33 protein-coding genes and 3 tRNA genes are annotated in these 21,406 nt (G+C 43.4%); 14 read left to right on the top strand and 22 right to left on the bottom strand.

Annotated features, from left to right (window positions below; genetic code table 11):
* Positions 1-3: 3 nt before the first annotated feature.
* From V7R39_RS07170 to V7R39_RS07120, 11 genes are all read right to left on the bottom strand, one after another.
* Positions 4-516, bottom strand: a complete 513-nt coding sequence (locus V7R39_RS07170) for a hypothetical protein (protein ID WP_334029671.1) — start codon at positions 514-516, stop codon at positions 4-6.
* Entirely contained in the window at positions 516-2,582 is a 2,067-nt protein-coding gene (locus V7R39_RS07165) for a phage terminase large subunit family protein (protein WP_334029670.1), read from the bottom strand. The genes V7R39_RS07170 and V7R39_RS07165 overlap by 1 nt, the downstream gene beginning before the upstream one ends.
* Positions 2,515-2,994, bottom strand: coding sequence for a hypothetical protein (locus tag V7R39_RS07160; RefSeq protein WP_334029669.1), 480 nt, complete (start codon positions 2,992-2,994; stop codon positions 2,515-2,517). Before V7R39_RS07160 ends, V7R39_RS07165 begins: the two co-directional genes overlap by 68 nt.
* A gap of 106 nt (positions 2,995-3,100) precedes the next feature.
* Positions 3,101-3,322 carry a phage holin gene (locus V7R39_RS07155; RefSeq protein WP_334029667.1) on the bottom strand — a complete coding sequence of 74 codons (222 nt, stop codon included), beginning with the start codon at positions 3,320-3,322 and terminating at the stop codon, positions 3,101-3,103.
* A gap of 99 nt (positions 3,323-3,421) precedes the next feature.
* Complete coding sequence (locus tag V7R39_RS07150; protein WP_334029666.1) at positions 3,422-3,826, bottom strand: hypothetical protein; 405 nt, start codon at positions 3,824-3,826, stop codon at positions 3,422-3,424.
* Positions 3,823-4,239 (bottom strand): glycoside hydrolase family protein, encoded by a 417-nt coding sequence (locus V7R39_RS07145; RefSeq protein WP_334029665.1) that lies wholly within the window; start codon positions 4,237-4,239, stop codon positions 3,823-3,825. The genes V7R39_RS07150 and V7R39_RS07145 overlap by 4 nt, the downstream gene beginning before the upstream one ends.
* Positions 4,240-4,427: 188 nt before the next feature.
* On the bottom strand, positions 4,428-4,778 hold the full coding sequence (locus V7R39_RS07140) for a hypothetical protein (protein WP_334029664.1): 351 nt from the start codon (positions 4,776-4,778) through the stop codon (positions 4,428-4,430).
* A gap of 2 nt (positions 4,779-4,780) precedes the next feature.
* The gene (locus V7R39_RS07135) at positions 4,781-5,458 is read right to left on the bottom strand and encodes a replication protein P (RefSeq protein ID WP_334029663.1); all 678 of its coding nucleotides are present in this window, start codon (positions 5,456-5,458) and stop codon (positions 4,781-4,783) included.
* Complete coding sequence (locus V7R39_RS07130) at positions 5,427-6,257, bottom strand: hypothetical protein (RefSeq protein ID WP_334029662.1); 831 nt, start codon at positions 6,255-6,257, stop codon at positions 5,427-5,429. The genes V7R39_RS07135 and V7R39_RS07130 overlap by 32 nt, the downstream gene beginning before the upstream one ends.
* Positions 6,254-6,748, bottom strand: coding sequence for a hypothetical protein (locus V7R39_RS07125; RefSeq protein ID WP_334029660.1), 495 nt, complete (start codon positions 6,746-6,748; stop codon positions 6,254-6,256). Before V7R39_RS07125 ends, V7R39_RS07130 begins: the two co-directional genes overlap by 4 nt.
* Positions 6,748-7,002, bottom strand: a complete 255-nt coding sequence (locus V7R39_RS07120) for a hypothetical protein (protein ID WP_334029659.1) — start codon at positions 7,000-7,002, stop codon at positions 6,748-6,750. The genes V7R39_RS07125 and V7R39_RS07120 overlap by 1 nt, the downstream gene beginning before the upstream one ends.
* Before the next feature lie 234 nt (positions 7,003-7,236).
* Between V7R39_RS07120 and V7R39_RS07115 the strand changes: the two genes are divergently transcribed.
* Both V7R39_RS07115 and V7R39_RS07110 read left to right on the top strand, forming a co-directional pair.
* Entirely contained in the window at positions 7,237-7,710 is a 474-nt protein-coding gene (locus V7R39_RS07115; protein WP_334029658.1) for a hypothetical protein, read from the top strand.
* Positions 7,711-7,918: 208 nt separating this feature from the next.
* Positions 7,919-8,095 (top strand): hypothetical protein, encoded by a 177-nt coding sequence (locus V7R39_RS07110; protein WP_334029657.1) that lies wholly within the window; start codon positions 7,919-7,921, stop codon positions 8,093-8,095.
* Between the two features lie 111 nt (positions 8,096-8,206).
* Here V7R39_RS07110 and V7R39_RS07105 read toward each other — a convergent pair whose 3' ends face one another.
* On the bottom strand, positions 8,207-8,413 hold the full coding sequence (locus V7R39_RS07105; RefSeq protein ID WP_334029655.1) for a Cro/CI family transcriptional regulator: 207 nt from the start codon (positions 8,411-8,413) through the stop codon (positions 8,207-8,209).
* A 95-nt stretch (positions 8,414-8,508) separates the two neighbouring features.
* Between V7R39_RS07105 and V7R39_RS07100 the strand changes: the two genes are divergently transcribed.
* Positions 8,509-9,234 carry a LexA family transcriptional regulator gene (locus tag V7R39_RS07100; RefSeq protein WP_334029654.1) on the top strand — a complete coding sequence of 242 codons (726 nt, stop codon included), beginning with the start codon at positions 8,509-8,511 and terminating at the stop codon, positions 9,232-9,234.
* 7 nt (positions 9,235-9,241) lie between these two features.
* Here the strand turns inward: V7R39_RS07100 and V7R39_RS07095 are convergent, their stop codons facing one another.
* Positions 9,242-10,195 (bottom strand): hypothetical protein, encoded by a 954-nt coding sequence (locus V7R39_RS07095; protein ID WP_334029652.1) that lies wholly within the window; start codon positions 10,193-10,195, stop codon positions 9,242-9,244.
* A 155-nt stretch (positions 10,196-10,350) separates the two neighbouring features.
* Here V7R39_RS07095 and V7R39_RS17815 point away from each other — a divergent pair, with 155 nt between their 5' ends.
* The 11 genes from V7R39_RS17815 to V7R39_RS07045 all read left to right on the top strand — a co-directional run bounded on the left by V7R39_RS17815 (position 10,351) and on the right by V7R39_RS07045 (position 15,618).
* Positions 10,351-10,770, top strand: coding sequence for a helix-turn-helix transcriptional regulator (locus V7R39_RS17815; RefSeq protein ID WP_438823519.1), 420 nt, complete (start codon positions 10,351-10,353; stop codon positions 10,768-10,770).
* 18 nt (positions 10,771-10,788) lie between these two features.
* On the top strand, positions 10,789-11,664 hold the full coding sequence (locus tag V7R39_RS07090) for a hypothetical protein (protein WP_334029651.1): 876 nt from the start codon (positions 10,789-10,791) through the stop codon (positions 11,662-11,664).
* On the top strand, positions 11,664-11,867 hold the full coding sequence (locus V7R39_RS07085) for a hypothetical protein (RefSeq protein ID WP_334029649.1): 204 nt from the start codon (positions 11,664-11,666) through the stop codon (positions 11,865-11,867). Before V7R39_RS07090 ends, V7R39_RS07085 begins: the two co-directional genes overlap by 1 nt.
* Positions 11,868-11,897: 30 nt before the next feature.
* The gene (locus tag V7R39_RS07080) at positions 11,898-12,266 is read left to right on the top strand and encodes a hypothetical protein (RefSeq protein WP_334029647.1); all 369 of its coding nucleotides are present in this window, start codon (positions 11,898-11,900) and stop codon (positions 12,264-12,266) included.
* A gap of 2 nt (positions 12,267-12,268) precedes the next feature.
* Entirely contained in the window at positions 12,269-13,126 is an 858-nt protein-coding gene (locus tag V7R39_RS07075) for a DUF2303 family protein (protein WP_334029645.1), read from the top strand.
* Positions 13,127-13,165: 39 nt separating this feature from the next.
* A complete protein-coding gene (locus tag V7R39_RS07070; protein ID WP_334029643.1) occupies positions 13,166-13,351 on the top strand; it encodes a hypothetical protein in 186 nt (61 codons plus the stop codon).
* Positions 13,338-13,520, top strand: coding sequence for a hypothetical protein (locus V7R39_RS07065; RefSeq protein ID WP_334029641.1), 183 nt, complete (start codon positions 13,338-13,340; stop codon positions 13,518-13,520). The genes V7R39_RS07070 and V7R39_RS07065 overlap by 14 nt, the downstream gene beginning before the upstream one ends.
* Entirely contained in the window at positions 13,520-13,915 is a 396-nt protein-coding gene (locus V7R39_RS07060; protein WP_334029639.1) for a hypothetical protein, read from the top strand. Before V7R39_RS07065 ends, V7R39_RS07060 begins: the two co-directional genes overlap by 1 nt.
* 214 nt (positions 13,916-14,129) lie before the next feature.
* Positions 14,130-14,405: a hypothetical protein gene (locus V7R39_RS07055; RefSeq protein ID WP_334029637.1), complete on the top strand. Its 276-nt coding sequence runs from the start codon at positions 14,130-14,132 to the stop codon at positions 14,403-14,405.
* A gap of 1 nt (position 14,406) precedes the next feature.
* Complete coding sequence (locus V7R39_RS07050; RefSeq protein ID WP_334029635.1) at positions 14,407-14,613, top strand: DUF4224 domain-containing protein; 207 nt, start codon at positions 14,407-14,409, stop codon at positions 14,611-14,613.
* 3 nt (positions 14,614-14,616) lie between these two features.
* Positions 14,617-15,618 carry a phage integrase central domain-containing protein gene (locus V7R39_RS07045; RefSeq protein ID WP_334029633.1) on the top strand — a complete coding sequence of 334 codons (1,002 nt, stop codon included), beginning with the start codon at positions 14,617-14,619 and terminating at the stop codon, positions 15,616-15,618.
* An 18-nt stretch (positions 15,619-15,636) separates the two neighbouring features.
* Here the strand turns inward: V7R39_RS07045 and V7R39_RS07040 are convergent, their stop codons facing one another.
* The 9 genes from V7R39_RS07040 to uvrY all read right to left on the bottom strand — a co-directional run bounded on the left by V7R39_RS07040 (position 15,637) and on the right by uvrY (position 21,301).
* The gene (locus V7R39_RS07040; RefSeq protein WP_334029631.1) at positions 15,637-16,332 is read right to left on the bottom strand and encodes a hypothetical protein; all 696 of its coding nucleotides are present in this window, start codon (positions 16,330-16,332) and stop codon (positions 15,637-15,639) included.
* An 11-nt stretch (positions 16,333-16,343) separates the two neighbouring features.
* The gene (locus V7R39_RS07035) at positions 16,344-16,610 is read right to left on the bottom strand and encodes a hypothetical protein (protein WP_334029629.1); all 267 of its coding nucleotides are present in this window, start codon (positions 16,608-16,610) and stop codon (positions 16,344-16,346) included.
* A 168-nt stretch (positions 16,611-16,778) separates the two neighbouring features.
* The gene (locus tag V7R39_RS07030) at positions 16,779-17,282 is read right to left on the bottom strand and encodes a Panacea domain-containing protein (protein ID WP_334029627.1); all 504 of its coding nucleotides are present in this window, start codon (positions 17,280-17,282) and stop codon (positions 16,779-16,781) included.
* 324 nt (positions 17,283-17,606) lie between these two features.
* Positions 17,607-17,693, bottom strand: a tRNA-Leu gene (locus tag V7R39_RS07025).
* Between the two features lie 58 nt (positions 17,694-17,751).
* Positions 17,752-17,825 (bottom strand) — tRNA-Cys (locus tag V7R39_RS07020).
* A 63-nt stretch (positions 17,826-17,888) separates the two neighbouring features.
* Positions 17,889-17,964: transfer RNA gene (locus tag V7R39_RS07015), tRNA-Gly, on the bottom strand.
* A 169-nt stretch (positions 17,965-18,133) separates the two neighbouring features.
* Positions 18,134-18,706: a CDP-diacylglycerol--glycerol-3-phosphate 3-phosphatidyltransferase gene (pgsA, locus tag V7R39_RS07010; RefSeq protein WP_032096271.1), complete on the bottom strand. Its 573-nt coding sequence runs from the start codon at positions 18,704-18,706 to the stop codon at positions 18,134-18,136.
* 114 nt (positions 18,707-18,820) lie between these two features.
* A complete protein-coding gene (gene uvrC / locus V7R39_RS07005) occupies positions 18,821-20,638 on the bottom strand; it encodes an excinuclease ABC subunit UvrC (RefSeq protein WP_334029626.1) in 1,818 nt (605 codons plus the stop codon).
* Positions 20,639-20,656: 18 nt separating this feature from the next.
* The gene (gene uvrY, locus V7R39_RS07000) at positions 20,657-21,301 is read right to left on the bottom strand and encodes a UvrY/SirA/GacA family response regulator transcription factor (protein ID WP_269519736.1); all 645 of its coding nucleotides are present in this window, start codon (positions 21,299-21,301) and stop codon (positions 20,657-20,659) included.
* Positions 21,302-21,406 lie beyond the last annotated feature (105 nt).

Genomic DNA, 21,406 nt, shown 5'->3' with positions numbered 1-21,406 from the left:
ACACTACCTGTAGTAAGCACGACGTGGAGGGTTGGTTAAGCCTTTCTTTTGCTTAACCGTGCGAACGCGCCAGCTGTATTTGCGCTTTAACTTCTCAAGCTGCTCAATTGGTATGCGAGTTAAACTACGACCATCAACGGTGTAGTTTTCATGATCTGAAAGAATTCGACCTTCAATCCGCTTCTCTATTGCTTTGAGTACACGCTCAGCATGCGAAGTTGTGTCGCAGTACTCTAAGTCGTGGGGGTTGGCATCAATTACCAGATAGCCATGTGCGACGGTGCAACGACCAGTGCCATCATCACTAAACAAATGCCACCGATACTCGCCAGACTGGTAAGTCATTGTTACTTCAGAGCCGAGGTCTACATGAAGCACCCCATCGGCCACTGTAGTATCGATGGTGAATTTACTTTCAGGGCCAACAAGAATGTACTGGTAAGTGTGTGATGGATTCGCCACTTTGCGGGACCACTTTGCGTAGTCACCTTTTACTAAACGTTTCGGTTCGTTCATTATCTTACCTGAGTGCTAAAGCCACGCGTTCGCCGTGGGCGAGTGGCAGATGATTGGCGTTTTTTCTTGGTAGATTTCTGTTCAACTTCGCTTTCTAATTCAGCGCTGAACATGTCTTTCTGACTTAAACTGTTTTCTAGTGCATCCCATTGGGCGCTGGTCTTTGCATGGACCTTCTGAGACATTGCAGAGTGAAGGGCATAAACCTCACAGTCGGTACCTTCGTTTCGTCTACCACTTCGACACTGCCAAGTCATTTGGCCCCGAAGCTTTTTGCTGGGCGCTTTAACCTCAGCAGTGACTTGCTCCCAGTAATCTGTACGCGCATCTTTGTAGCTGTGCATGAAAGCCGCTGTACCTTGCAGACGCTTTGAAAGAAGATCTTTAGCTTTATGAGTACCAACGAGATACACAAGAACGCCGTGTTTGTCTGCTTTGGTTGAGCGTTTAGCGTTGTTGTGGTCGAGCTTTGCAGAAGGTAGTCGGAAAATTTCACGCTTTCCGTTGTCGTTGCTATCACCTTTGATTGCCATAAGGTGAACGCGTTTGTGTTTCTTGCTTCGCGTTCGAACGTAATGATAAACCGCGTGGTTGGTACCACCGTCAGAGCTATCGATACTAGCTGCTGAAAGGTAAATTCTACCTAATGTTTCATGTTCAAAGCCGTTAAAAAGTATCTGGTCTAACTCATCCCATACCGGGTCAGCTTTATCAACACAGTCACCAGATATCTCTTTCCATAGAACAAGCCAGCTTTCTTCGTTCCTACCAAAAGCCCGAATAATGATAGCTAGTCTGTCGTGCTGAACATCGATACCAGCTGTAACAATCAAGCCACCTTTTGGTACCGATAACTCTGGATAATCATCAGCAAGCGCCTGCAGCTGCTCGTGATTCAGGTTATCTTTACTTCGGTATGCGTAAGGTTTACCCAGTTTAGAATTCTGGAAGATGATCCTGCCGGCTTCATCACCAGCAGCAGCTTCATGTTCTGCCTCGAGGTAATCTTTGACTAATCCCGAAAGAGACGTGCCAGGAATACAGACGTAGAGTTCTGACAGCCCTTTAAAGGTTTCTATCACGCCATCGGTGTTAACCGTTGGTACCCAACCACAGAATTTATCGCCCTTTTCCTCTGCAACTCTGCAGGTATTGAAAATGTTTTGCTGACGCTGCCAGTCATTCCACGCGCTACCACAGTGTGGGCATGCATAGACAGACGTTTCAGGTAGATTTCTACCGTAAACAGGATGAACGGGACCGTCACCCTGCTCTACCCAACTGACGTTTTCCCAGTCTAAAACATGCTTTTCGCCACAATCATGGCAGGCCACTGGCAATGTTCGCTGGGTACCGAGGTTAATGTAATGCTCAACTTCGCTTAAATCTTCGACCGAAGGCGTACCACCCAGCACAAACTTTCGCTTTCTAAATCGTTTAATGCGTTCTCGCGCCAGGCGAATCGCATCACCCTGATCACCAACACTGCTGTTAGTATCATCAGGCTCTTCTACAAGTACCACTGGAGAAGGCGTCGACTTAACGTTACTGACTGAGTTAGAGCCGAAAACCTTAAGTGAACCCCCAGGGAAATTCTTTTTGTTACTTCGGTTACCCGCCTTTCTACTGCTGCTAACATCAACTTTTTTAGCGAGTTCTGGCGTGGCCCTGATAACAGGTTCGAACTTCTCTTCAATAAAGTCGCGCGCTTTGTCATCTTTAGGAAACAACCCAAGAATTCGACTGGGCTCACAGCAAATACGCTTTGCTATCCAGCCAGTTTCAAGCAGAGTCCAGCCAATCTGAGCGGCCTTCATTAGCCCGACCATTTCAACAAAGTCATCGTCTAGGGCATGCATTACACCCCAAAAATAAGGCACATAATCCGCGTTGTATAAACCGGCGAAGTCAGCGTCTTCAGCTGGCAACCTAAAATACTTTTCAAGCCACTGGCGTGTTGGAATATTTTCAGGAGGCAACCAACCCGAACGACACTCATCAATCAGAGTCAGTAGATTGGAACTGGAAGTCTGCAATAACTCGCATGGCAGCAGCTGTGGTTCCATCAATTGATTCTCGGTCTATGGTGATCCCATGCTGGCTTTCCAGCATGGCTAGTATTTTATCTATTGAATTACTGTACTCAGATTTGGCCAGGGCAATCCAGCCATCGATAGCTTCACGAACTTGAGCTTTTTCGAGGATTAACTTTTCCTCTTTGAATAACATAATCTCTTTCATTCGAGCGTTAGCTGAAGCTTCGCGTGTTCTGGCTTCATCAAGTTTTAAACGCTGATCGCTTGCGGTTCTTCCGCTGGCTTCATCGCGAAGTTTTTCACAGTAGGCGCGCAACCACTGGCGGTAGGTACCGCCGCGAATTAGCGTTCCGTTATCGAGGTGTTTGTGAATAGCCGGTTGAGATGCACCAACCAAAGAAGCGAATTCTGTTTGTTTAGCTTTCTCATCTAAATCAAACAAAATATAACCCCCCTCTGAAAAATTTATAGCTGTTAAAAAAACGCGAATCTATGCGCCGTGTGAGGGGGGGCCGCCAAAAGGACCCGCGAAAATAAATTTATGATAGTTATTTAGGAGAGCAATCATTATTTGGTGATGCTTCCATTAGTTTTGTATGAAGCTGCTCTTGTCGCCTATCTTCTTTGCGCTTGAAGTAGACGTTAACGCCGAAGGTGGCTATGCCTATGATAATACCTATCACTGCAACTATATGGTCGATGGTAACCATTCCCCATAAAGCGGTAAGTCCACTTGCTGCATAGTTCGTAGCTGTGGTCTTATCGGTCATCTTAAATCTTTCACTATGTGTATACATGTTATGTACTCCAGTAGGGCCCATAACATGATTATTCAATTGTTGTTCCATTGTGTATTAGACGTAAGGATATTATTTGCCACGCCATACCTTAAGGCCTATAGCAGATAGCACTACAGCCTTAAACAGAAAATCTATATCAACGCCAGCGTTTTGTAGATTGCTGATTGTCATCGCTGCAGCGTCTAGCATACGAGAGTCATCAAAGACTGCTAACGATATGGTGCCTATGATTAATAACGCGTAAGGAGATGTGATCAGCACAGTAACGTACTCATCTTTCCAGCTACTCTCTAGACCTTGGGATAATAGCGCTTCACCCTCAGCATCAGTAAGTGTCACCTCATGCTCACCGGCTAATTTAGTTTGCTTTAGCTTAGCCTTAGCCTGCTCTGCATTGGCCTTTTGTTCTTGTTTTCTTTTGAATACACCAATAACACCATCGATAGCGCTGCTTAGTGGGCTTAACCATTTCATTGCCATTCACCTGTTCGTAATTGCTCGGCTAATTGGATAGCGCGATAACCTACCTGATTGCGCCATTTGCTATCTAACATTTCGGTTGAAGCAGTTTCAAAGTCACCCTGCTCAATGTATGCCAATGTTTTTTTAAATTTGCGTAAACCATTGATTCCCAGGTTAAACGCCATGTTTATCAACACAGCAATGCGAGCATCATTTAGCCCATGAAGCCTGATGTGCTTACGAACTTGTTTTTCAACCCTGCTTAAATCGTTAGCCAGAAGAAAATCGCTCTCTTCCTGTGTTATGCCATTTGTCTCCAGATTGCGCCCTACACCGATTGTTAAATACCCTTCAGAGCATCGATAAACTTTATGTTCATCACCCTCATGAACGCGTAGCTGGGTAATTAGTTTTTCGTATTCCATAGTGCACCAAAGAAAAAAGCCCCACCGAATGGTGAGGCAAAGTTGGGATAGACAGACACAACAAGCAGAGAAAAGCAGGCACAAAAAAGGCCACTCAATGAGTGACCTTTATGTCGAGTGCAGCTTCGCTTAGCTTACGTGATTTAAAGTAGATGATCCGCGCGCGCAGATCAACAAGTTTTTTCAAATCATGCCAATTTAACATCTAAAGTGAACCCAATTAAAGCCCCATCAACCCAGCAAATAGCTGATTTATGGAGACTTCTTGCTTTTGTTTCTCCAATGTTTAACGCGTTAGAAATCATTGGGTAATTGTAATCACTTCGGTAATACATGATGACTATGTTGGCTAACAAGGGGCGTTCTCGCTTTAGTTCTGCGACTAGTCGGTCTACCAAAAGGGCCATTTCGTCATTGATGAAATACACGTTGTTATTATCGCTGTTACCGATATTGAGCCCTAATCCCATTCGGCTCCATTTGCCCCACTCATTGAGCAGGGTCTCGGTTTCGCTTGTTTCGTGCTGAACGTCTGTCACTACTACGCTACCTTATCGTCTGGTGTGCTTATGTGCGCCTGGCGTTTTCTAGAAACTAACAAACCAAGCTCTTTTATTTTTTGGCTAACTAAGTCATCACCAAGTAATGGTTTTCCATGCTTAGCAACGTAGCTGTCGATAACAGGCTTTTTGGGTGTTGAGTACTCAAGGGCTTTTTTTGCCTCAGGCAAATCACTTGTCATTGCACGACTTACCCAGTACTCGTACTCACCTTTGAACAAATCCATGAAATCTGAGTCACGCATTTGATACACACGATGCCCAACACGTTCGTCTACCAGCTCAACGGCCCTGTGGCTAAACTCAAACTCTTTTCCCTTGAATCTTCCTCGCCTGGCGATCACTTCGTCGTATGCTTCACGCAATGACGGTATGCCAATTTCCTCAGGCGTAGGCTTGCATAGCTTGGCAAACTCCGTAGGCCGTGGGCGGTATTGCTGCTTACACGCCTTAGCAATGCCTGCTTGAATCTGCATGCTGTTGGAAACACCCTCATCAACCATCTGCTTGGCGTATTCACGAATGGCCCACTGCTGCATGTCCAGTTCTGGATACTTGTTCACAAACTCAGGCCAATATTCCATCAACACTGGCTTCAAGTTTGTCAGGCAAAACTGCTCTACCTTTTCAAGTCTGGTCGTTCGCGAAGTCGAATGCATCGACTCCTTCGCCCCGTTGCGCTCGTTCATAACAGTCTCGCCATGCGGCTGCCGTTGCATTGCGATACCCACTTGATTGACTAGATTGCTGCTTGAGTGCATGACTGCCCCCTCTGACTTGGTTGTGCTTGATGGTTGCGCAGTAACGCATCCAGTACTTTCGATGCGTGGCTATGTGACGATAGGTGTTTGCGCTATCGCCAAGTTTCCACTTGTTGAAAATGGCTTGTAATTCATCCGTACTTGCTGAAAGACCAACTTGCTTGGCAAGACCTACCCAGTCATTGGAGAAGTTCAAATTTTCGCGCGCGTGCGCGTTATCCTCTTCTTCTATATCGGGTATAACGGGTATGTGTTGTTCATCGGATTTTTGAAAATTTAATACATTTCCGCCGTAGCGCTTGTGTAGCGCGGCTTTTGAGGTTTTTTTATTGCGTGTTGTTCCCGTGTTGCTCTCGTGTTGTTCCTCATTTAGACCTGATAAGTCTGTAGAGGCTAAAGAGCAGTGATAACAAGCTGCTTTTTGTTCTTTTATAGAGCCTTTTTTAACCAATTCTATGAGGTTGGCGCGCTCTAATTGTCGAACTGCAGTTCGTATTTTCTCGGTGGTTGGTTTGGGCTCAACTGTGTTAGATCCACGGGGTGGAGTGTGCTGCATTTCCTCTTTCATAGAACGTAAGGAAACGTGCACCAGTCCGTCACTATACTCCATGTTCTTTCGAAAGCAACGAATGTAAAGCGTTACTGCAAATGGAGGCAAGCAGTTATCGCTTAGCGCTTCATACTCTACTTGATTCACTTCATGCCCTCGCCCAGCGTTGTAATAGCTTCCAGCTGCACCAGGTCGTCTGCTATCTCTATTAGCTTGCTGGATATAGTTGGGTCCATGAATTGCGCTAGTGCAGTAAGTGTTTCACGCTTAATGCTAATGTCAGTAGGTTTGCGTTTTATAGACTTGAACAATGCTTCTAAGCTTTTTAGTGAGTTATGGACTGGGTCGTATTGCTTTTGGTCCTTAGCACTTCTTGCTGAGCTGATGTCTTTCACTTTTGCGTTCAGCGCGGAAACAGTATCTGCAACGGGTTCAAAATAGGTTGCAGCTTTGCCTTTAGGGGTTAGGCTCCATGTTTTATCATCGAGATCTTTCTTAACATAGCCTTGACCGCTTAGCCGACCCAATGCAGCAGAGAGCGGCGGTAGCTCAACTGCGCCAATAAGCTCAGAAAGCGCTTCACGGCTGTACGTGCAATTGGGTTTGAAACATTTCAATAATTCGGTATCAGTAAACATTACTCGCCCTCAGCTGCAGTAATTAATATTAAGTCTTCAGGCGCTAAATGAATGCGGCCATTTAAATCGTCGTCAACATGTACCATTCGATCAAAAACAAGGGCTACTTTTCCGTAGCTATCTCCATCTAGGATGGTGGGGTCAGTTAATGTGCGTGCGCCAGGAACGGGCCTAACCGCATCACCGACCTTTAATATTTTTTTCTTATCAGGCGGTAATCCCATGTACTTAATTATTCTGCGAGTCTCGACCATTACATCACCAGTGAATATGTAGCTATGGCGAAAGGTAAAACCACAACAAAAAACGCGATAGTGATCAGAACCGTTCTAATCATGCGCACAGAAAGTGGTGGCTGGTGCCACATATGATGGTGACCTTTTACTGCTCTACGTTTTGTATGCATAACCATTACCTATTTAAAGTCATTCCAAAGGTTGCTAAGCTGCAAATCGGACAAAAAACAACCCGCAACCAAAGGAATGAATGTGAGTAAAAATGCTGAACAAAAAAAACATTTACCAGAATCGCTAATATCAAAAGGGATAATGATTGAAAACGGTGCAAAAATGGCTAAAGAGCAGAGCGACAGAACAATTGACTTGCTTAAACTTACTGTGACTATAGGGCTTGGCGGGTTAGTCGCTTCGTTAGCTGCGCTTAGCAAGCTGAATATGCCAGCACTTCCGCTTAGGTGTTTGGTTTTGCTATTTTGTATTTCAATTGTTTCTGGTGTTGTGTCACTCAAGCGCTCTATAGACATAATGTCGGCCTCTTGGAATAAGTATTACAAATTGAATACAGAGCTTTTGGAGCAACATGAAAGCGTTCCCGTATCACCTCCAGGTTGGAAGGAGTATTATATTTGGTTTGACAAATCAGCCTTGAACCTATGGCGAATTCACTTCGGTACATTGCTAGCCTCATTCTTCATACTTGTGATACTGGCGTTTATCGTTTAAGACTTTACTTTCGGAAAGCTTTGTTTGCTTGAGGCTTTCATTGCGCCACTTAGATGCGTCGATTTCCATTTTTATGTATAAGGCAACCGCGACAACCAGTAGTAAAGCTAGTAGCAAACCACTCACGATTTCTGCTCCTTAGTACAGTTATAGGTATGCATCGCTTCAGTTATGCTTTCGATTGAAACGCAGTTAAAAAGGTATTGTGATGAAACAACAAAAAAACGTAGAGGCTGCTTTTGCTCTATTAAAACAAGCTGTTCGAGAGTTGCGGCCACTGTCGTTGAACGGGTCTGACGCCGACATTGAGCTATTTTTGCTATGCCTGAAGTGCGAGCTAAGTCTTCACAAAGCGCTTGTTGGTGCTGACCGTTCAAATTCATAAAAAACTAACCACTGTATATAAAAACATAAACTTTACTCGACTATGCAAAAGGTTTAGGGAGGATATACTTTGATAATCAATTAACGAGAAACCTCAAGGTTCAATCAAATGCTAAGCTGCTACATCGTTGTTATAGACATCGGGTCTTACTACCGAGCGACATACACCAATAGTGCTTTCGATTTGAATTGCGCGCATAACAGGTATTTTCTTATCTTTCCATTTGCCTACAGCTTGTTCAGTTATCCCAAGCTTCTGAGCAAGGAGTTTTTGAGTCCCTCCTGCAGCTTCAACACATATCTTAAATTCTGGCGTCATATAAACCTCCTATTTATTAAATAGTAAACCAATGCTTTATTCAAAGTAAACCAGAAAAGAACTAAAATAATAAACCTTATGTTTATGGTGCTGATATGAAAGAAAATTCTGTAACAGCTAGGCTGAAAAAAGTCATGCTTGAGAAGGGTGTTAAAAATGCTCATTTAGCCAAGGCGGTTGGCGTCACCCCTCAGGCCGTGGGCGCTTGGTTTAAAAAGAATAGTATTGGTCAGCAGTCGATCGTTGATTGTGCTAACTATCTGAATATTTCTTTAGATTGGTTAATGAATGGTGAGCGAAAAGACAACGTAGTCGAATTTGACAGCAACAAAGTAAGGGAGTCTGGCGCAGAGTACATGGGAACGATTGAACCATGGGATAGCACTACTCCACTGAATGAAGATGATGTTGAGGTACCGTTTTACATGGAAGTTGAATTATCTGCAGGTGCAGGTTTAGAGGTACAATTAGAAACTGCTGGGCCTAAATTGCGTTTTTCTCGTTCTACGTTAAAAAGGCAAGGAGTTGACGTTGCAAACGCTGCATGTGTAAGAGTTACCGGAAACTCAATGGAGCCAGTTATTCCTGATGGAGCAGCTGTTGGCATAGACACTAGCCGAACAACGGTAAAAGACGGTGATATGTTTGCTATCGACTGGGCTGGAGCCTTGTTTGTGAAAATACTTACAAGGAGGCCTGGGGGAGGTTTACGGATAAAGAGCTTCAACCACGAAGAGTACCCAGAAGAGATACTCGACGAGGAAGAGGCAAAAAACATTAGAGTGATTGGACGTGTATTTTGGTACTCTGTTTTACTTTAGGTTCTAGCTAAGCCTTTTCTAATTCGGGCTTTAATTCTATAAGCTTGTCAATGATCAGTTCAACGTCGCCAGCAGCCTCTTCAATGTTTACGCTTTCATTGCGCAACTCAGCTATGGCTTTTTTTATCATAGAAATAGGCACTTTTTTAATATTATACGAATCTCTAAACTCCGCATCGTCAAACTCTTCAACAATTTCTTCAAAATAGCTCCATTCTTCCAATAGCGACTGATTCCTTCTGATATTATCAGAGAGTTGCTTGGCCTCTTGCTCATCAATACCTTCCAAATGATAGTCCATATCCCCTTCATTTCTACTTTCAAAATCCACAATGAAAGCTTTAGCATCGGAATAAGTCAGAGATGCAGGTACCTTAAAGTCGAAGAATCTATAAAATTCTTTTTGTAATTGGCTGGCAGGTCTATGCTCCCACTTTTTAACATTGTCAGCATTTTCAAAAAGCTCTTTGATTTCATGCCTAGCTTTAGTCTGATTAAGTCCAGTCAGCGGTATTTTAAAAAACTTGAGGACTACCTTATCTTCGTCAGAAGCGGGATGAAATATACCAATAATGTCAGAGGCTTCACCCTTATTGAGTTCACCTTTACTAATTTCGACGCCTATAGAGCTTAGATGGTCATATTGCCTTTCGGTGGCGCTATCAAAGTACCAAGAAGGGAGGAAAGATACATCCTCATCTGCATCTCTTTTATCCTGTGCAACTTCCCATTTCGCGGATAGCCAATCCAAATTATTTAATAGTTTCCTCTCTATAGGCTTCGTGGTGCAGCTGATCTTTAGCTTTTGACTCCTTTTCTTTTTACTGGAAACGTTAGGTGCCGGCTCCCTATCGCTTATTGATTTCATTTCTACAATATTTTGAAGTTCTTGGTTTTTCCGTTTTCTGCTAAGAAGTACAAAAATAACAGCTATCAAAAAAGCGATTGTAACAGCGACCATACTTATTCCCTCATTTTCCAAATCCTAAAAATTAAGTTTGCAAATTTTAAACTCCAATTGCAAAAACTTTAAGTACACTCAAAATAAACCAATGATTTACTTTTATTGAAAATATTCTTGCATTAAATCTTTTTTCTGTGCTTTACTATAAACCAATGGTTTACATTGAGGTTTATAAAATGCAAATATTAAGGACAGAAACAGGCTATCAGCTTGATGCATTACACGTAGCTTCGAAGCCACATTCTAAGCTGCCGACCCAGCAAGCTAGAACACTGCTTTATGTAGCTCAAGGTTTATCTCAGCAAAGTATCGCGACTGAAATGGGTGTGAAGCCGTCAACAGTAAAGAAGGCTTGTAGCGAACTCAGTTACAGATTTCATTCGCATTCAATGCGCGAGACAGTTTTTATCGCACTAAAGGAAGGCGTTTTGCGATACGTAATGTGCATATTTCTGTGCGTCAGTGGTTCATTAAATACAGATATTCATTGTTTGGCTCGAATATCTAGGACGCCTAGAACCTCCAGAAGCTCACGAATTAGAGAGTCACATACCAATTTTTCTATCTTATAAAAATATCAAGGTATCAACATGCAAGCAAAATCAATACTTCAAGAATCAATCGCAGCAGGCAAAGAAGAAATCACACTTCTGACAAACGCAATTTCTCAAGATGAACGTTTCAACGTTCAGCACCAAATTTCATTGGAAAAAGGTTTTTTCTTTGTCGATGTGTGGAAGGACGGTCTCAACTACTGCTATCTCAGTAACGCAAATTCGTGGCCTGGTGAAAGCTTTCTGATAGACAAGTTACAACAGGCTGTCAGTAAGCTGCGTGAAATATGTCATGAATTTAATATTGATATGAAGCCTAAAAGCATTAGAACCGGCAATGTCGTCACTATGCCAGGAACAAAAGTGCCTCCAAAAATTCAGCTTCACTCTGGTACCACGTTTGATTATGCAAACATAAATAGCATGCGTTTCGATATTGAAGACATTGCGCACGCCCTTTCAAACATGTGCCGCTTTAATGGTCATACCAAGCAATTTTATTCAGTAGCACAGCATTCTGTATTGGTTAGCGACCTAGTACCAGAAGAGCATGCACTAGCTGCTCTGCTGCATGACGCTGCAGAGGCTTATTGCGGCGACATGGTTTCCCCGCTGAAGCAGCTTCTTCCTGTATATCAGAGTATCCACAACACCATTAAACAGAGTCTTTATGAAAGCGTTGGCGTTCAATGGCCGGTGCATCAGTGTGTTAAAGACGCTGATGTGAAGATGCTAGCGACTGAAGTTCGCGACCTAATGACCTCTCACTCTCGTCACTGGGCTTTTATTAAAGAACAAGAGCCCTGTGAAAAACCTATTCATGCCCTACCTCCTTTGGGCGCCAAAGAGTTATTCCTAGACCGTTACTTCAGTTTGCAAGCAAAAGCTGCAGCGCTAGCAGCTAATGCTTAATGAAACGCGAAGACGAGTTAAACGTTGACCTTGGCTTGGCAGTGCTAAGTGTGCTTATCAAGCCAGGGCAAACAATTACTCGCGACATTATCGCAGAGGTGTGCGGCTGCAACGTTTACCGCATCGACAAGTTAGAAAAGACCGCAGTTGAGAAGTTTAAACGACGAGCTTACCAACGCGGCCTACACGAATTCATTGAATAGCTGCTTGCAGCGTAACCCTAAGGAAAAACGATGAGCGAACAAGGCCCATTAAACGAATTTCTCGCTGAAGTGGACAGCGGAGCATTTCAAAGCCAGCTAACTGCTTTTCTCACAGAAGTGAGTAAATCCATCTTTCGATTCAATAAGGGTGGCAAATTAGATGTCACTTTCAAAATTGAACCGGCGGCAACGTCTGCCCAAAACGGTGCAGGCATCAAAGTGAAGGTAGTTTCTACTGCCAAATATTCACGTCCCACCCCAACGGGCAAGATCAACGAAGAAACCACCACTGAAACCCCAATGTGGGTGAACAAGGATGGCTCTATCAGTTTACTTGCTAAAAGCCATGACGACCTGTTCGCGGGTCAACTCAACGTAACCAAGATGACGAAGGAATAACTATGTTCGATCGAGATACACTTTTAGAGCTTCAGAAAAGCGAGCTTAACAAGCAATTAAACATGCAGCTGTTAGACACTGTTGAAGCAAACCAGCAAGAACAGATACCGGCCATGTTGGTACCGGAAAATTTCTCACTGCGTAACTTTGAAAACGAGCTTCAGAACCGAACACGTTTTCGCGGTTCCTTCACTACCGAAGATATTAAAAGCTTTGTTGCGTATGTGACTGAGTATGTAGGCGAAGAAACTCCACTTTACCCTAACGCTCAAGTGTTCATCGATGGTGGAGACATGAAGGCAGCTGCGTTTTTAAACGTGGGTGATTTGGTCGTGCCCGGTCATTGTGATCATAAGGCTACACTCAGCATTCCAGAAACAGCCGCTTATAAGGCGTTAATTGCAGCATGCGGTAGACGTTCTGGACAGCAAGACCTGAGTGATTTCATTGAAGACTGGAAAGACCGCATCACAGTAGATGGTATTTCAGGCGAACAAATGAACCTGTCTGTGGCTATAAACGCGGTAAGAACGGTAACTGTTGAACGTGTGCTAGAAATTGAAAGCTCAATAGACCAGTTCGAGAACAGCGCCAGCGTAACAGAGCGTGAGGCAGCCAAGAACAAGAAAGACCTGCCTGCCTACATCAACTTTACCTGCGTTCCCTATGCAGGTCTATCAGAAGTTACGTTCAGAATTCGCGTTTCAATGCTTACTGGTGATGCCCGCATAGCCTTCACGCTTCGCATTGTGGGTGAGGAAGAGCATAACGAACAAATCTCAGACGAGTTCAAAGAGAAGATTTCAGACAACTTGAACGAGTTGCCAGTTGAAGTCTTTATCGGCGGCTTTCGCGCTTAACCAAAAATAAGGTGTGGGGCGCTGCCCCACTCAGTAACTATGAAACACATATTTCAATTGAACGGTACTGGAGTTAGCGCGTTGGCCAAGGTGATTGGTTCGAACTTGCCGGTTCAGTTTAGCGCTGATGAGGTTCGCCAGTTAGAGAGTCTTGCTATTCAGTTAGAACGCGCAGAGGCGTTAGAAGAAACAAGCAAAAAGGAGTTCGCAAATGAGACCGCATAACGATGTATTTCAACAATTCACAGATTCATGCTTTCGCGGTAAAGCATCAACAGAAAAACGCCGCACTAAACAAGAGTCACTTGAAGCCTGTCGCGTTCGTCGGCGCATAGAAGCGCTGGAAATGGCGAAGGAACTGGGCGTAACACTTGAAGATTTGGGGATGCAGTAATGATTAAACTTGATTTTAAGGCCTTAGGTCACTGCCCTGTTAATGGCGCCCTAATTTCAGCCAGTGAGGTTAGAGAAGCATTCGCCCCTATCGTTGAAGCTGCCACTCGTAATGAGCAGCAGCTAGAAATGCTGCTCGAGCATTGCGTTAGCAATAACTTGGTTGGTGAAGGTGAATGTGCAGTTGATGCAATTATTCAGGAGCTGGCGCGCGTTAATACAGAAAATGAGCGCTTAAAGCGTTTGGCCATATCTGAACTGCAGCAGCATGCAGAAACCATTAATGACGGTAACGTCGAATGTGGCCTATTACAAAAAGAGTGTGAGCAGCTGCAGGAACAAATCAATCAGGTCACTCGTGAACGTGATCAATGGAAAGAGGTGGCCAGCGTATGAATTACGAGAACCTTTTTAACATTAGCTGGGCTCTCTTAATTGCTTCTTCTCTCATCTGTTTTTTGGGCGTGATTGTTAGCTTTAAATACTATGGGGGGGATTGTCGACTTGAGCCAACGGCATTTAACTATTTCATGCGGGCAGTGTGTTGGATATGGTTGTCAACTGTAGTAGCGGTTTTTGTTTTTGGCCTGTTGATGCTGGGTAAAAATTCATGATGGAGATGAAACTCCCTAAAGCATGCATTGCCTGTAATCATTTTTCAGTTAAAGGGTATAAACATGATACACACTGCCCTTATGTTGAAAAGTATACAGGCCGTGCGAAAGACAGAACGCAGTTCGGAACCTGTGAAGTGCATAGTAAGAAAGTTTTCTGCACTGAAATCTGCAGCAGCTTTGTTCACGAGTCATCAATTGAAGTTTATGAAGTTGAAAACAGACCCGAACCGCTAGAGCCATACCAGGCTAAAATGAGTGAGGTACAATGAAGTGAAAATTGTAATCGGTTCAGACATATCAACAATGACCGGGTACCAGAAAAGAAGCTCTCAGGTACGATGGTTTGAGGATAACGGAATAACTTACCGCGTAAACGCTAAAGGGGAAGTGTGGACGACCGACGACTGGTTGAATGGACGTGACAAAGTCGCTGCTGCAGCGAATGACGACGGTTTTAACCCTAACTTTTTGAAATAGACTATGCCACGTAAACGTAAAGTAGAAGATCAATGGATGCCTCAGCGAGTGTACAAGGGGCGAAGCGCTTACGAGTTTAAACCCGTAGGTGGTGGAACTGTTCGCCTTTGTGATGTCGACGCCAAACAATCGGAAGTATGGGCTGCTTACGAAAAGTATATGGCCATAGCCAATAACAAGCATACGGTTCAACACTTAGTAGAGACGTTTTTTGATAGTGCTGATTTCCGCGATTTATCGCTGCACACACGTAAAGACTATCAGAAGTACAGTAAGAAAGTACTCAGTGCATTTGGCAAAATGGACCCTAACACCGTCACCCCTGTTCATGTAAGAAAATTCATGGATATTCTTGGCCAAAAATCACCGGTGCAAGCAAATAGACACAAAGCGTTTTTGTCTCGCGTGTTTCGCTGGGCATACGAACGCGGCAAAGTGCAACGCAACCCATGCCAAGGTGTTAAGCAATTCAAAGAGAAAGCGAGAGACCGCTATATTGAAGACTATGAGTATGACGCGGTTTACCAGAGAGCCTGCCCCGTTGTTAAAGCTGCTATGGAAATTAGCTATTTGTGCATGGCCCGTAAAGCTGATGTAGTTAAATTGCATCAAAATCAGCTGATAAAAGAAGGCATATTCATACAGCAGGGCAAAACTGGTAAGAAACAAATTAAAGAATGGGGTCCTCGATTACGCCAAGCGATCAGAACGGCAAATGAAATAAACCCAGACGTATTCAGCATGTTCGTGCTTCACCAAAAGAACGGTTATCCTTTCGCTGTCGCTAGTTTCGATCAGCGCTGGCGTAAAGTGATTATTAAAGCACGTGAAGAAACCCAGCTGCCTTTAGATTTCACCTTTCACGACATTAAAGCCAAAGGCATCAGTGACTTTGTAGGCACGGTTGGAGAGAAGCAGGCTGCCAGTGGCCACAAAACAGAAAGCCAGGTTCGTGTGTATGATAGGAAGGTAACAGTGGTACCAACAGTGGAGAGTAAGAAATAGTAAAACAATTAGAACTAATCAATAATCTAATTTAAACGGAGGATGTTTGATGTAAGATTTTCGATTGCCCAAAACATCTTCATACTCTATTTCTACTTCAAGGCTTCCGAAAAAATTCTCTATCTCCGAATGTCTCTCTTCGCATAGGAAACTTTTTTTCTCCGGCCAACTATATAAAACTATGTCAATTGAATGATTGGGTGCTAACACATTCACTGGACTATTAAAAATATTAAATCCTAGTCCATCCTCAGCAAATACAGTTTGATTGCTCAAATCGAAAACCGTTTCAAGTTTTGACCATTCATATTTTTTGGAGTTGTGGATAATAAATAGTCTTTTTATAAAGCAAGGGCCAGGACCGCAACAGGTCAGACGAATAGAAGGTTCAGGGTCCACTATTTTATTTAGCTTATACTCTACGTCTAAATGACTTGAGTAAAGAAGCTCAGTATTTTTTAGAGATATCTGATTTGATTGCTTTGCTACTCGAAATGAAAAGTAAGCAGCAAAAGCAGCCCCGATACCACCAAATGCAGAAACAGTTGATGTGAAAAGAGAAAAGTAATCCTTAAACTTACCAAACGGCTCGTCTGAGAAAAGTATTAAATACCAAGCCGCAAAATAAAGAGGAGTGAATACAAGACCCACCCCAATCACGACAAGCGGTTTAAACCAGGATATCTGTTTTTTGTCATTGAAGCCTAAATTCAAGTTAAAAACTCTTAGCTAGCGTCCTCAATTAAAGCCTCATCATTGTAATGAGTCCATGGGGTTTTGAATGGAGAGGGATGTTTAAGGCAAACATCGATTATAACGTGCTTTGTGTTGGAAGCAGCCGTTTCAATGCGATTGTGAATAATGCCAGATGATGTATCACCAGGATAATCTCTGTCTCTACCGTTCTCATAGATTTTGTAACCAAAATGGTAGTGATGTATATTTTTCTCCTTAGCCAGGTCTATAAAGCCTTGAACCATTGGAGATTTCACAAGTTTTGCTTCCCAATCAGGTTTGTATTTCCCTGGGAGGGCTGATGGGTCATGACCAGCTCTGAAGTAGTCTATAAAGTTCTCGAACAACTTTACATGAACGGCTTTTGGATAACTCTTTAGTTGCTTGATTGTATGTATTGTGAAAGCGAATCCATGCTGCATAAATTATACTTCTATTTCGTCAATCCAGTTAGAAAACTCTTCCGCAGATGAAATTGTAGTAGGCATTGAAACTACGTTTTCCTCTTCTGCAGAATCCATTAGCATTGCTAGCTCTGCATCTTGGACATTAACAAGCTCACCGGCAAAGTGGTATTTTAATGAGGGCTCTGAAATGCATAAACCATCGACTCTCTGGGTATCCCTATCAAAGTGGGTCAACCAAGGAGCTTCTCTGTGTGTTTTTTGACTCAATGTCCATGCTCCAAAACGGCCAAATTCATCTAATACAAAGTTGATGATGCCGACGATAGTTTCGGAAATTTGAGGAGGCATTTGCCAATTGCTCGGGGCAGTAATATATGCATTTCCGTAGTGCTTATATTGCTGATAGATATCAGGATGAACTGGTCCGTATGGCCATGCCTCAAATTCTCCAGCAACAAGTGGCTCCCCAGTTACAGATAAATAATAACCGTGGCAGTAATAAGCGAGCTTTTGAAGCTTCATTGGACATACTTTTATCTCCTTCTGAGAAGCTTGAGCCACCAAAATTTCGGAGAATATACTACTTTCAATCATCGCTATCCTTTGTTATCCCTTACAAAGCTATACTATTATTTATACATGCTAATTGCGTTTTCTCAAGAAAAAGCGCAATACAAAATATGGCGCGATGATGACAGAAAGAAATCAGAATATCAATTTTTAAACATTAATATTATGAAATTATATTCTGAAATTATATTCTGAAATATTATGAAATGAGTTTTCGATGTGGTTTTGTATAAGAAGTTATTTGCTTTAAGCTATTGAATTTAAACAAATATAAAATGGTGCCCGGGGCCGGACTTGAACCGGCACGCTGTTACCAGCGAGGGATTTTAAATCCCTTGTGTCTACCAATTTCACCACCCGGGCATTGGGTTGCTTTTCAGCGAGGTGTCAGGCGTAGAACCTGATGTGGCGTTACAGATTATGGAGGCGGAACCCGGAGTCGAACCGAGATCCACGGATTTGCAATCCGCTGCATAGCCATTCTGCCATTCCGCCGTAGTAATCTGACTGCAGTGTTAATTTATACTTCAAAAATCAACCGCATAATGCCAGCGATTTTGGAGCGGGAAACGAGATTCGAACTCGCGACCCCGACCTTGGCAAGGTCGTGCTCTACCAACTGAGCTATTCCCGCACTCTAAAATCGTACATCTCGTTAGGTTTATGTCCTCTCGAAATGTGGGGTGCATTTTACCTACCCATTCAAAACTGTCAATACGAAAAAACGTTTAAATTGAGATAAATGCATGTTTTGACGATCGTTTGCTATTTTTTTATTCAACTTGGTTAAAGCGCGATCAATTTTAATTTGACGCAACACCTTTCAGGTGTGGCCAAGCCGCTTTTGTATAAACAACCATTGACCAAATTGACAGCACCGCTGCGATATAAAGAAGAATATAACCTAAAGTCACCCAGTAAATTGGGAAGCCCATGAACGTTTCGAGCCCTGAGAGTAAACCGATTAACGCCAACATTTGCGCTGTGGTTTTCGCTTTACCGATAAATGACACTTTTACTGCGTCGCGAACGCCGCTCGAGCCCATCCACTCCCGTAGCGCTGATACATAGATTTCTCTAACCAATAAGGCCACTGCTGGTAGCGTAATCCACAACGTGGCATAACTGTGTGTAATCATGAGTAAGGCAGTGGCAACGATAAGTTTATCCGCCACGGGGTCGAGAAAGGCTCCAAATGGCGTCGATTGCTCGAGCTTTCTTGCGAGGTAACCATCAAACCAATCAGTGATGGCGGCAAGCCAAAATACAAATGCACCGGCCTCGTGGGCCCAACGCCAATCTAAAAAGTAAACAACAACGAAAACAGGAATTAAAATTACTCTGAATAAAGTAATACAATTTGGAACATTCCACATAAAAGATATATCTCAGGTTTTGCCAACGAGGGCATTTTTTAGCGCTAGCCTTTACGGCCTATATTTCCACACACCTTACCTTAATTTAATCATTAATGCTTGCCAGTCACTATGTTATTGGTGCAGGTGATCGTAAATAGTGTCGGCTAATTCTTGACTGATACCAGGCACATTAGCAATTTCGTTCTTACTGGCTTTTTTAAGCCCGTGTAAACCGCCCATGAACTTCAACAGCGTTTGGCGGCGTTTTGCACCAATACCCGGTATAGATTCTAAGCTCGAGGTGGTTTTCACTTTCTGGCGTCTATTTCTATGCCCTGTAATGGCAAATCTGTGTGACTCATCACGGATATGCTGCACTAAATGAAGGGCGGGAGAATGGCTATCCATTGGCAGTACGTCGTGACTGCCTGCCAATATAAGGGTTTCTAACCCTGGTTTTCTCGTGGTGCCCTTTGCAACACCCAATAACATGGGCTTTTTATCGTGTGGCCAATCCTCAAAAAATGACTCGGCTTGCGCTAGCTGACCTTTGCCGCCGTCAATTAGCAACAGGTCAGGTATTTTTTGGACTTCTTTCACTGACTTGTATCGGCGTTTTAATGCTTGCGCCATCGCAGCGTAATCATCGCCGGGGGTTATCCCTTCAATATTATAACGGCGGTAATCGCTTTTAAGCGGCCCCTCTCTATTAAACACCACGCAGGACGCTACGGTTTGCTCACCAGAGGTATGACTGATGTCGAAACATTCCATACGCTGAATGGGACTGTCTACTTCCATCGCCGCTTCTAAATCGAGATACCGTGCAAATACTGATTTTTGTTGGCTGTATTGCGCATCAAGCGCAGACTCTGCGTTGGTTTGCGCCAGCTCCAAATATTGTCTCTTTTCTTCGCGAGCACCTTTAAAGAAGGTGACTTTATGCCCTGCTTCACTACTGAGCACCGCAGAAATGGCTGATTCATCACTTAGCGTATTCGCCAACACAATCTGTTTTGGTATGATTTTGTTGCCAGCAAGATAAAACTGAAGGAAGAATGATTCGAATACTTCATTTTCATCGGCAATGGTAGGTACTTTTGGAAAGAATGCTTTGCTGCCTAACAGCTGACCTTCACGAATAAACATCACCTGTATACAAGCCATGTTGCCTTTAAATGCAAAGCCAAACACATCCATTTCGTCCTGAGTACCGGCTACCCACTGACGCTCCTGCACTTTTCGCAATGCATTAATTTGGTCTCTGTAGCGAGCCGCTGCCTCGAAATTAAGTGACTCACTCGCCTTCTCCATGTTCTCAACTAAGCTGCCAATTACCTGTTGATTTTTGCCCTTCAAAAACAAACGAGCAAAATTCACCTGTTCTTTGTATTCTTCATCCGACACGTAGCCTTCAACACAGGGGGCACTGCACCGCTGCATTTGATATTGCAAACACGGGCGGCTGCGAGCGCGGTAGTAACTGTCTTCACACTGACGCACCGGAAAAATACGCTGCATTGACCTTAAGCTTTCCCTTACCGACCATGCACTGGGGTAAGGGCCAAAGTATTCACCCTTCTTCTTTTGCGGGCCGCGATGAAATGACAAACGTGGATGTTCGTGATCAGAGAGAAATATAAACGGGTAAGATTTATCATCGCGCATCACTACGTTGTAGCGTGGCTTATACTTTTTAATAAAATTATTTTCTAACAGGAACGCTTCGGTTTCGCTATTAACAACGGTAACGTCCATGTGCGCAATCTGACTAACCAATGAGCGCGTTTTGGCATTATCTACATTAGTTCGAAAATAACTGGAGACACGTTTTTTTAAATTTTTTGCCTTTCCAACATAAATAACGTCGTCCTGCTGGCTGTACATTCGGTACACACCAGGTTGCGACGTTAAATTTTTGAGAAACGCTGCTGAATCAAATGCAGACATAGTGTGAAACGTTTACACCTATAACAAATTAGAGTCGATGAGCTTATGACGTAAGGCAAGGTGAGTAAGTTCAACGTCGGTGGCAACACCGAGCTTTTCAAACATTCTGTAGCGATAGGTATTCACGGTTTTGGGGTTGATACTCAGTTCGCTGGCAATTTCAGGAACCCTTTTCCCCTTGGTTAACCGCATTGCTATGCTCAATTCCCGTGACGACAATTCGTTAAACGGATTATCTGAACGGGGCGACAATCTACCCACGGCAATACTGTTAGCCACATCGCTATCGACGTATTTTTGCCCAGCCATTACCTTGTGAATAGCACGAATGACTTCTTCTGGCTCGGCGTCTTTGGTTAAAAAACCAAACGCACCAGCTTCCATCACCTGCATAGGTATTGGGCTTTCAGTATGCATCGACAAGCAAATAACCCGCGTATTTTCGGACATACGAACTATTTTCTTGGTTGCCTCCAACCCGCCTATCCCCGGCATATTCACATCCATGAGTATTACGTCTGGCGCATTCTTTCTGCACAACTGAACCGCATCTTCACCACTTTTTGCTTCTGCGAGAATTTTAAAATCTGCAACATCTTCCAAAATACGGCGAATCCCGGTTCTCACCAATTCATGGTCGTCTACTAGGATAATTTTGATCACTTGTTTATCTCACTGTCTTTGCGACTGCCCTTGCGTTTTCACCTGCATTAGCACGGCTTTTTATTTGTGGCTTTGCGCATAGCTTTATTATATTGGGAGTTCTTA

The sequence above is a fragment of the Alteromonas sp. P256 genome (genome assembly GCF_036864455.1).
Lineage (GTDB): Bacteria > Pseudomonadota > Gammaproteobacteria > Enterobacterales > Alteromonadaceae > Alteromonas.
Note: the sequence above shows the minus strand (reverse complement) of the source record. Positions and strands in the feature narration are given on the sequence as shown.

Bases quoted from the DNA above. Each gene is read 5' to 3' on its own strand.
- V7R39_RS07170 (WP_334029671.1), bottom strand. From the start codon at position 516: ATGAACGAACCGAAACGTTTAGTAAAAGGTGACTACGCAAAGTGGTCC.
- V7R39_RS07165 (WP_334029670.1), bottom strand. From the start codon at position 2,582: ATGGAACCACAGCTGCTGCCATGCGAGTTATTGCAGACTTCCAGTTCC.
- V7R39_RS07155 (WP_334029667.1), bottom strand. From the start codon at position 3,322: ATGACCGATAAGACCACAGCTACGAACTATGCAGCAAGTGGACTTACC.
- V7R39_RS07150 (WP_334029666.1), bottom strand. From the start codon at position 3,826: ATGAAATGGTTAAGCCCACTAAGCAGCGCTATCGATGGTGTTATTGGT.
- V7R39_RS07145 (WP_334029665.1), bottom strand. From the start codon at position 4,239: ATGGAATACGAAAAACTAATTACCCAGCTACGCGTTCATGAGGGTGAT.
- V7R39_RS07135 (WP_334029663.1), bottom strand. From the start codon at position 5,458: ATGCATTCGACTTCGCGAACGACCAGACTTGAAAAGGTAGAGCAGTTT.
- V7R39_RS07125 (WP_334029660.1), bottom strand. From the start codon at position 6,748: ATGTTTACTGATACCGAATTATTGAAATGTTTCAAACCCAATTGCACG.
- V7R39_RS07120 (WP_334029659.1), bottom strand. From the start codon at position 7,002: ATGGTCGAGACTCGCAGAATAATTAAGTACATGGGATTACCGCCTGAT.
- V7R39_RS07110 (WP_334029657.1), top strand. From the start codon at position 7,919: ATGAAACAACAAAAAAACGTAGAGGCTGCTTTTGCTCTATTAAAACAA.
- V7R39_RS07105 (WP_334029655.1), bottom strand. From the start codon at position 8,413: ATGACGCCAGAATTTAAGATATGTGTTGAAGCTGCAGGAGGGACTCAA.
- V7R39_RS07100 (WP_334029654.1), top strand. From the start codon at position 8,509: ATGAAAGAAAATTCTGTAACAGCTAGGCTGAAAAAAGTCATGCTTGAG.
- V7R39_RS07095 (WP_334029652.1), bottom strand. From the start codon at position 10,195: ATGGTCGCTGTTACAATCGCTTTTTTGATAGCTGTTATTTTTGTACTT.
- V7R39_RS17815 (WP_438823519.1), top strand. From the start codon at position 10,351: ATGGTTTACATTGAGGTTTATAAAATGCAAATATTAAGGACAGAAACA.
- V7R39_RS07090 (WP_334029651.1), top strand. From the start codon at position 10,789: ATGCAAGCAAAATCAATACTTCAAGAATCAATCGCAGCAGGCAAAGAA.
- V7R39_RS07085 (WP_334029649.1), top strand. From the start codon at position 11,664: ATGAAACGCGAAGACGAGTTAAACGTTGACCTTGGCTTGGCAGTGCTA.
- V7R39_RS07080 (WP_334029647.1), top strand. From the start codon at position 11,898: ATGAGCGAACAAGGCCCATTAAACGAATTTCTCGCTGAAGTGGACAGC.
- V7R39_RS07075 (WP_334029645.1), top strand. From the start codon at position 12,269: ATGTTCGATCGAGATACACTTTTAGAGCTTCAGAAAAGCGAGCTTAAC.
- V7R39_RS07070 (WP_334029643.1), top strand. From the start codon at position 13,166: ATGAAACACATATTTCAATTGAACGGTACTGGAGTTAGCGCGTTGGCC.
- V7R39_RS07065 (WP_334029641.1), top strand. From the start codon at position 13,338: ATGAGACCGCATAACGATGTATTTCAACAATTCACAGATTCATGCTTT.
- V7R39_RS07060 (WP_334029639.1), top strand. From the start codon at position 13,520: ATGATTAAACTTGATTTTAAGGCCTTAGGTCACTGCCCTGTTAATGGC.
- V7R39_RS07055 (WP_334029637.1), top strand. From the start codon at position 14,130: ATGATGGAGATGAAACTCCCTAAAGCATGCATTGCCTGTAATCATTTT.
- V7R39_RS07045 (WP_334029633.1), top strand. From the start codon at position 14,617: ATGCCACGTAAACGTAAAGTAGAAGATCAATGGATGCCTCAGCGAGTG.
- V7R39_RS07030 (WP_334029627.1), bottom strand. From the start codon at position 17,282: ATGAAGCTTCAAAAGCTCGCTTATTACTGCCACGGTTATTATTTATCT.
- pgsA (WP_032096271.1), bottom strand. From the start codon at position 18,706: ATGTGGAATGTTCCAAATTGTATTACTTTATTCAGAGTAATTTTAATT.
- uvrC (WP_334029626.1), bottom strand. From the start codon at position 20,638: ATGTCTGCATTTGATTCAGCAGCGTTTCTCAAAAATTTAACGTCGCAA.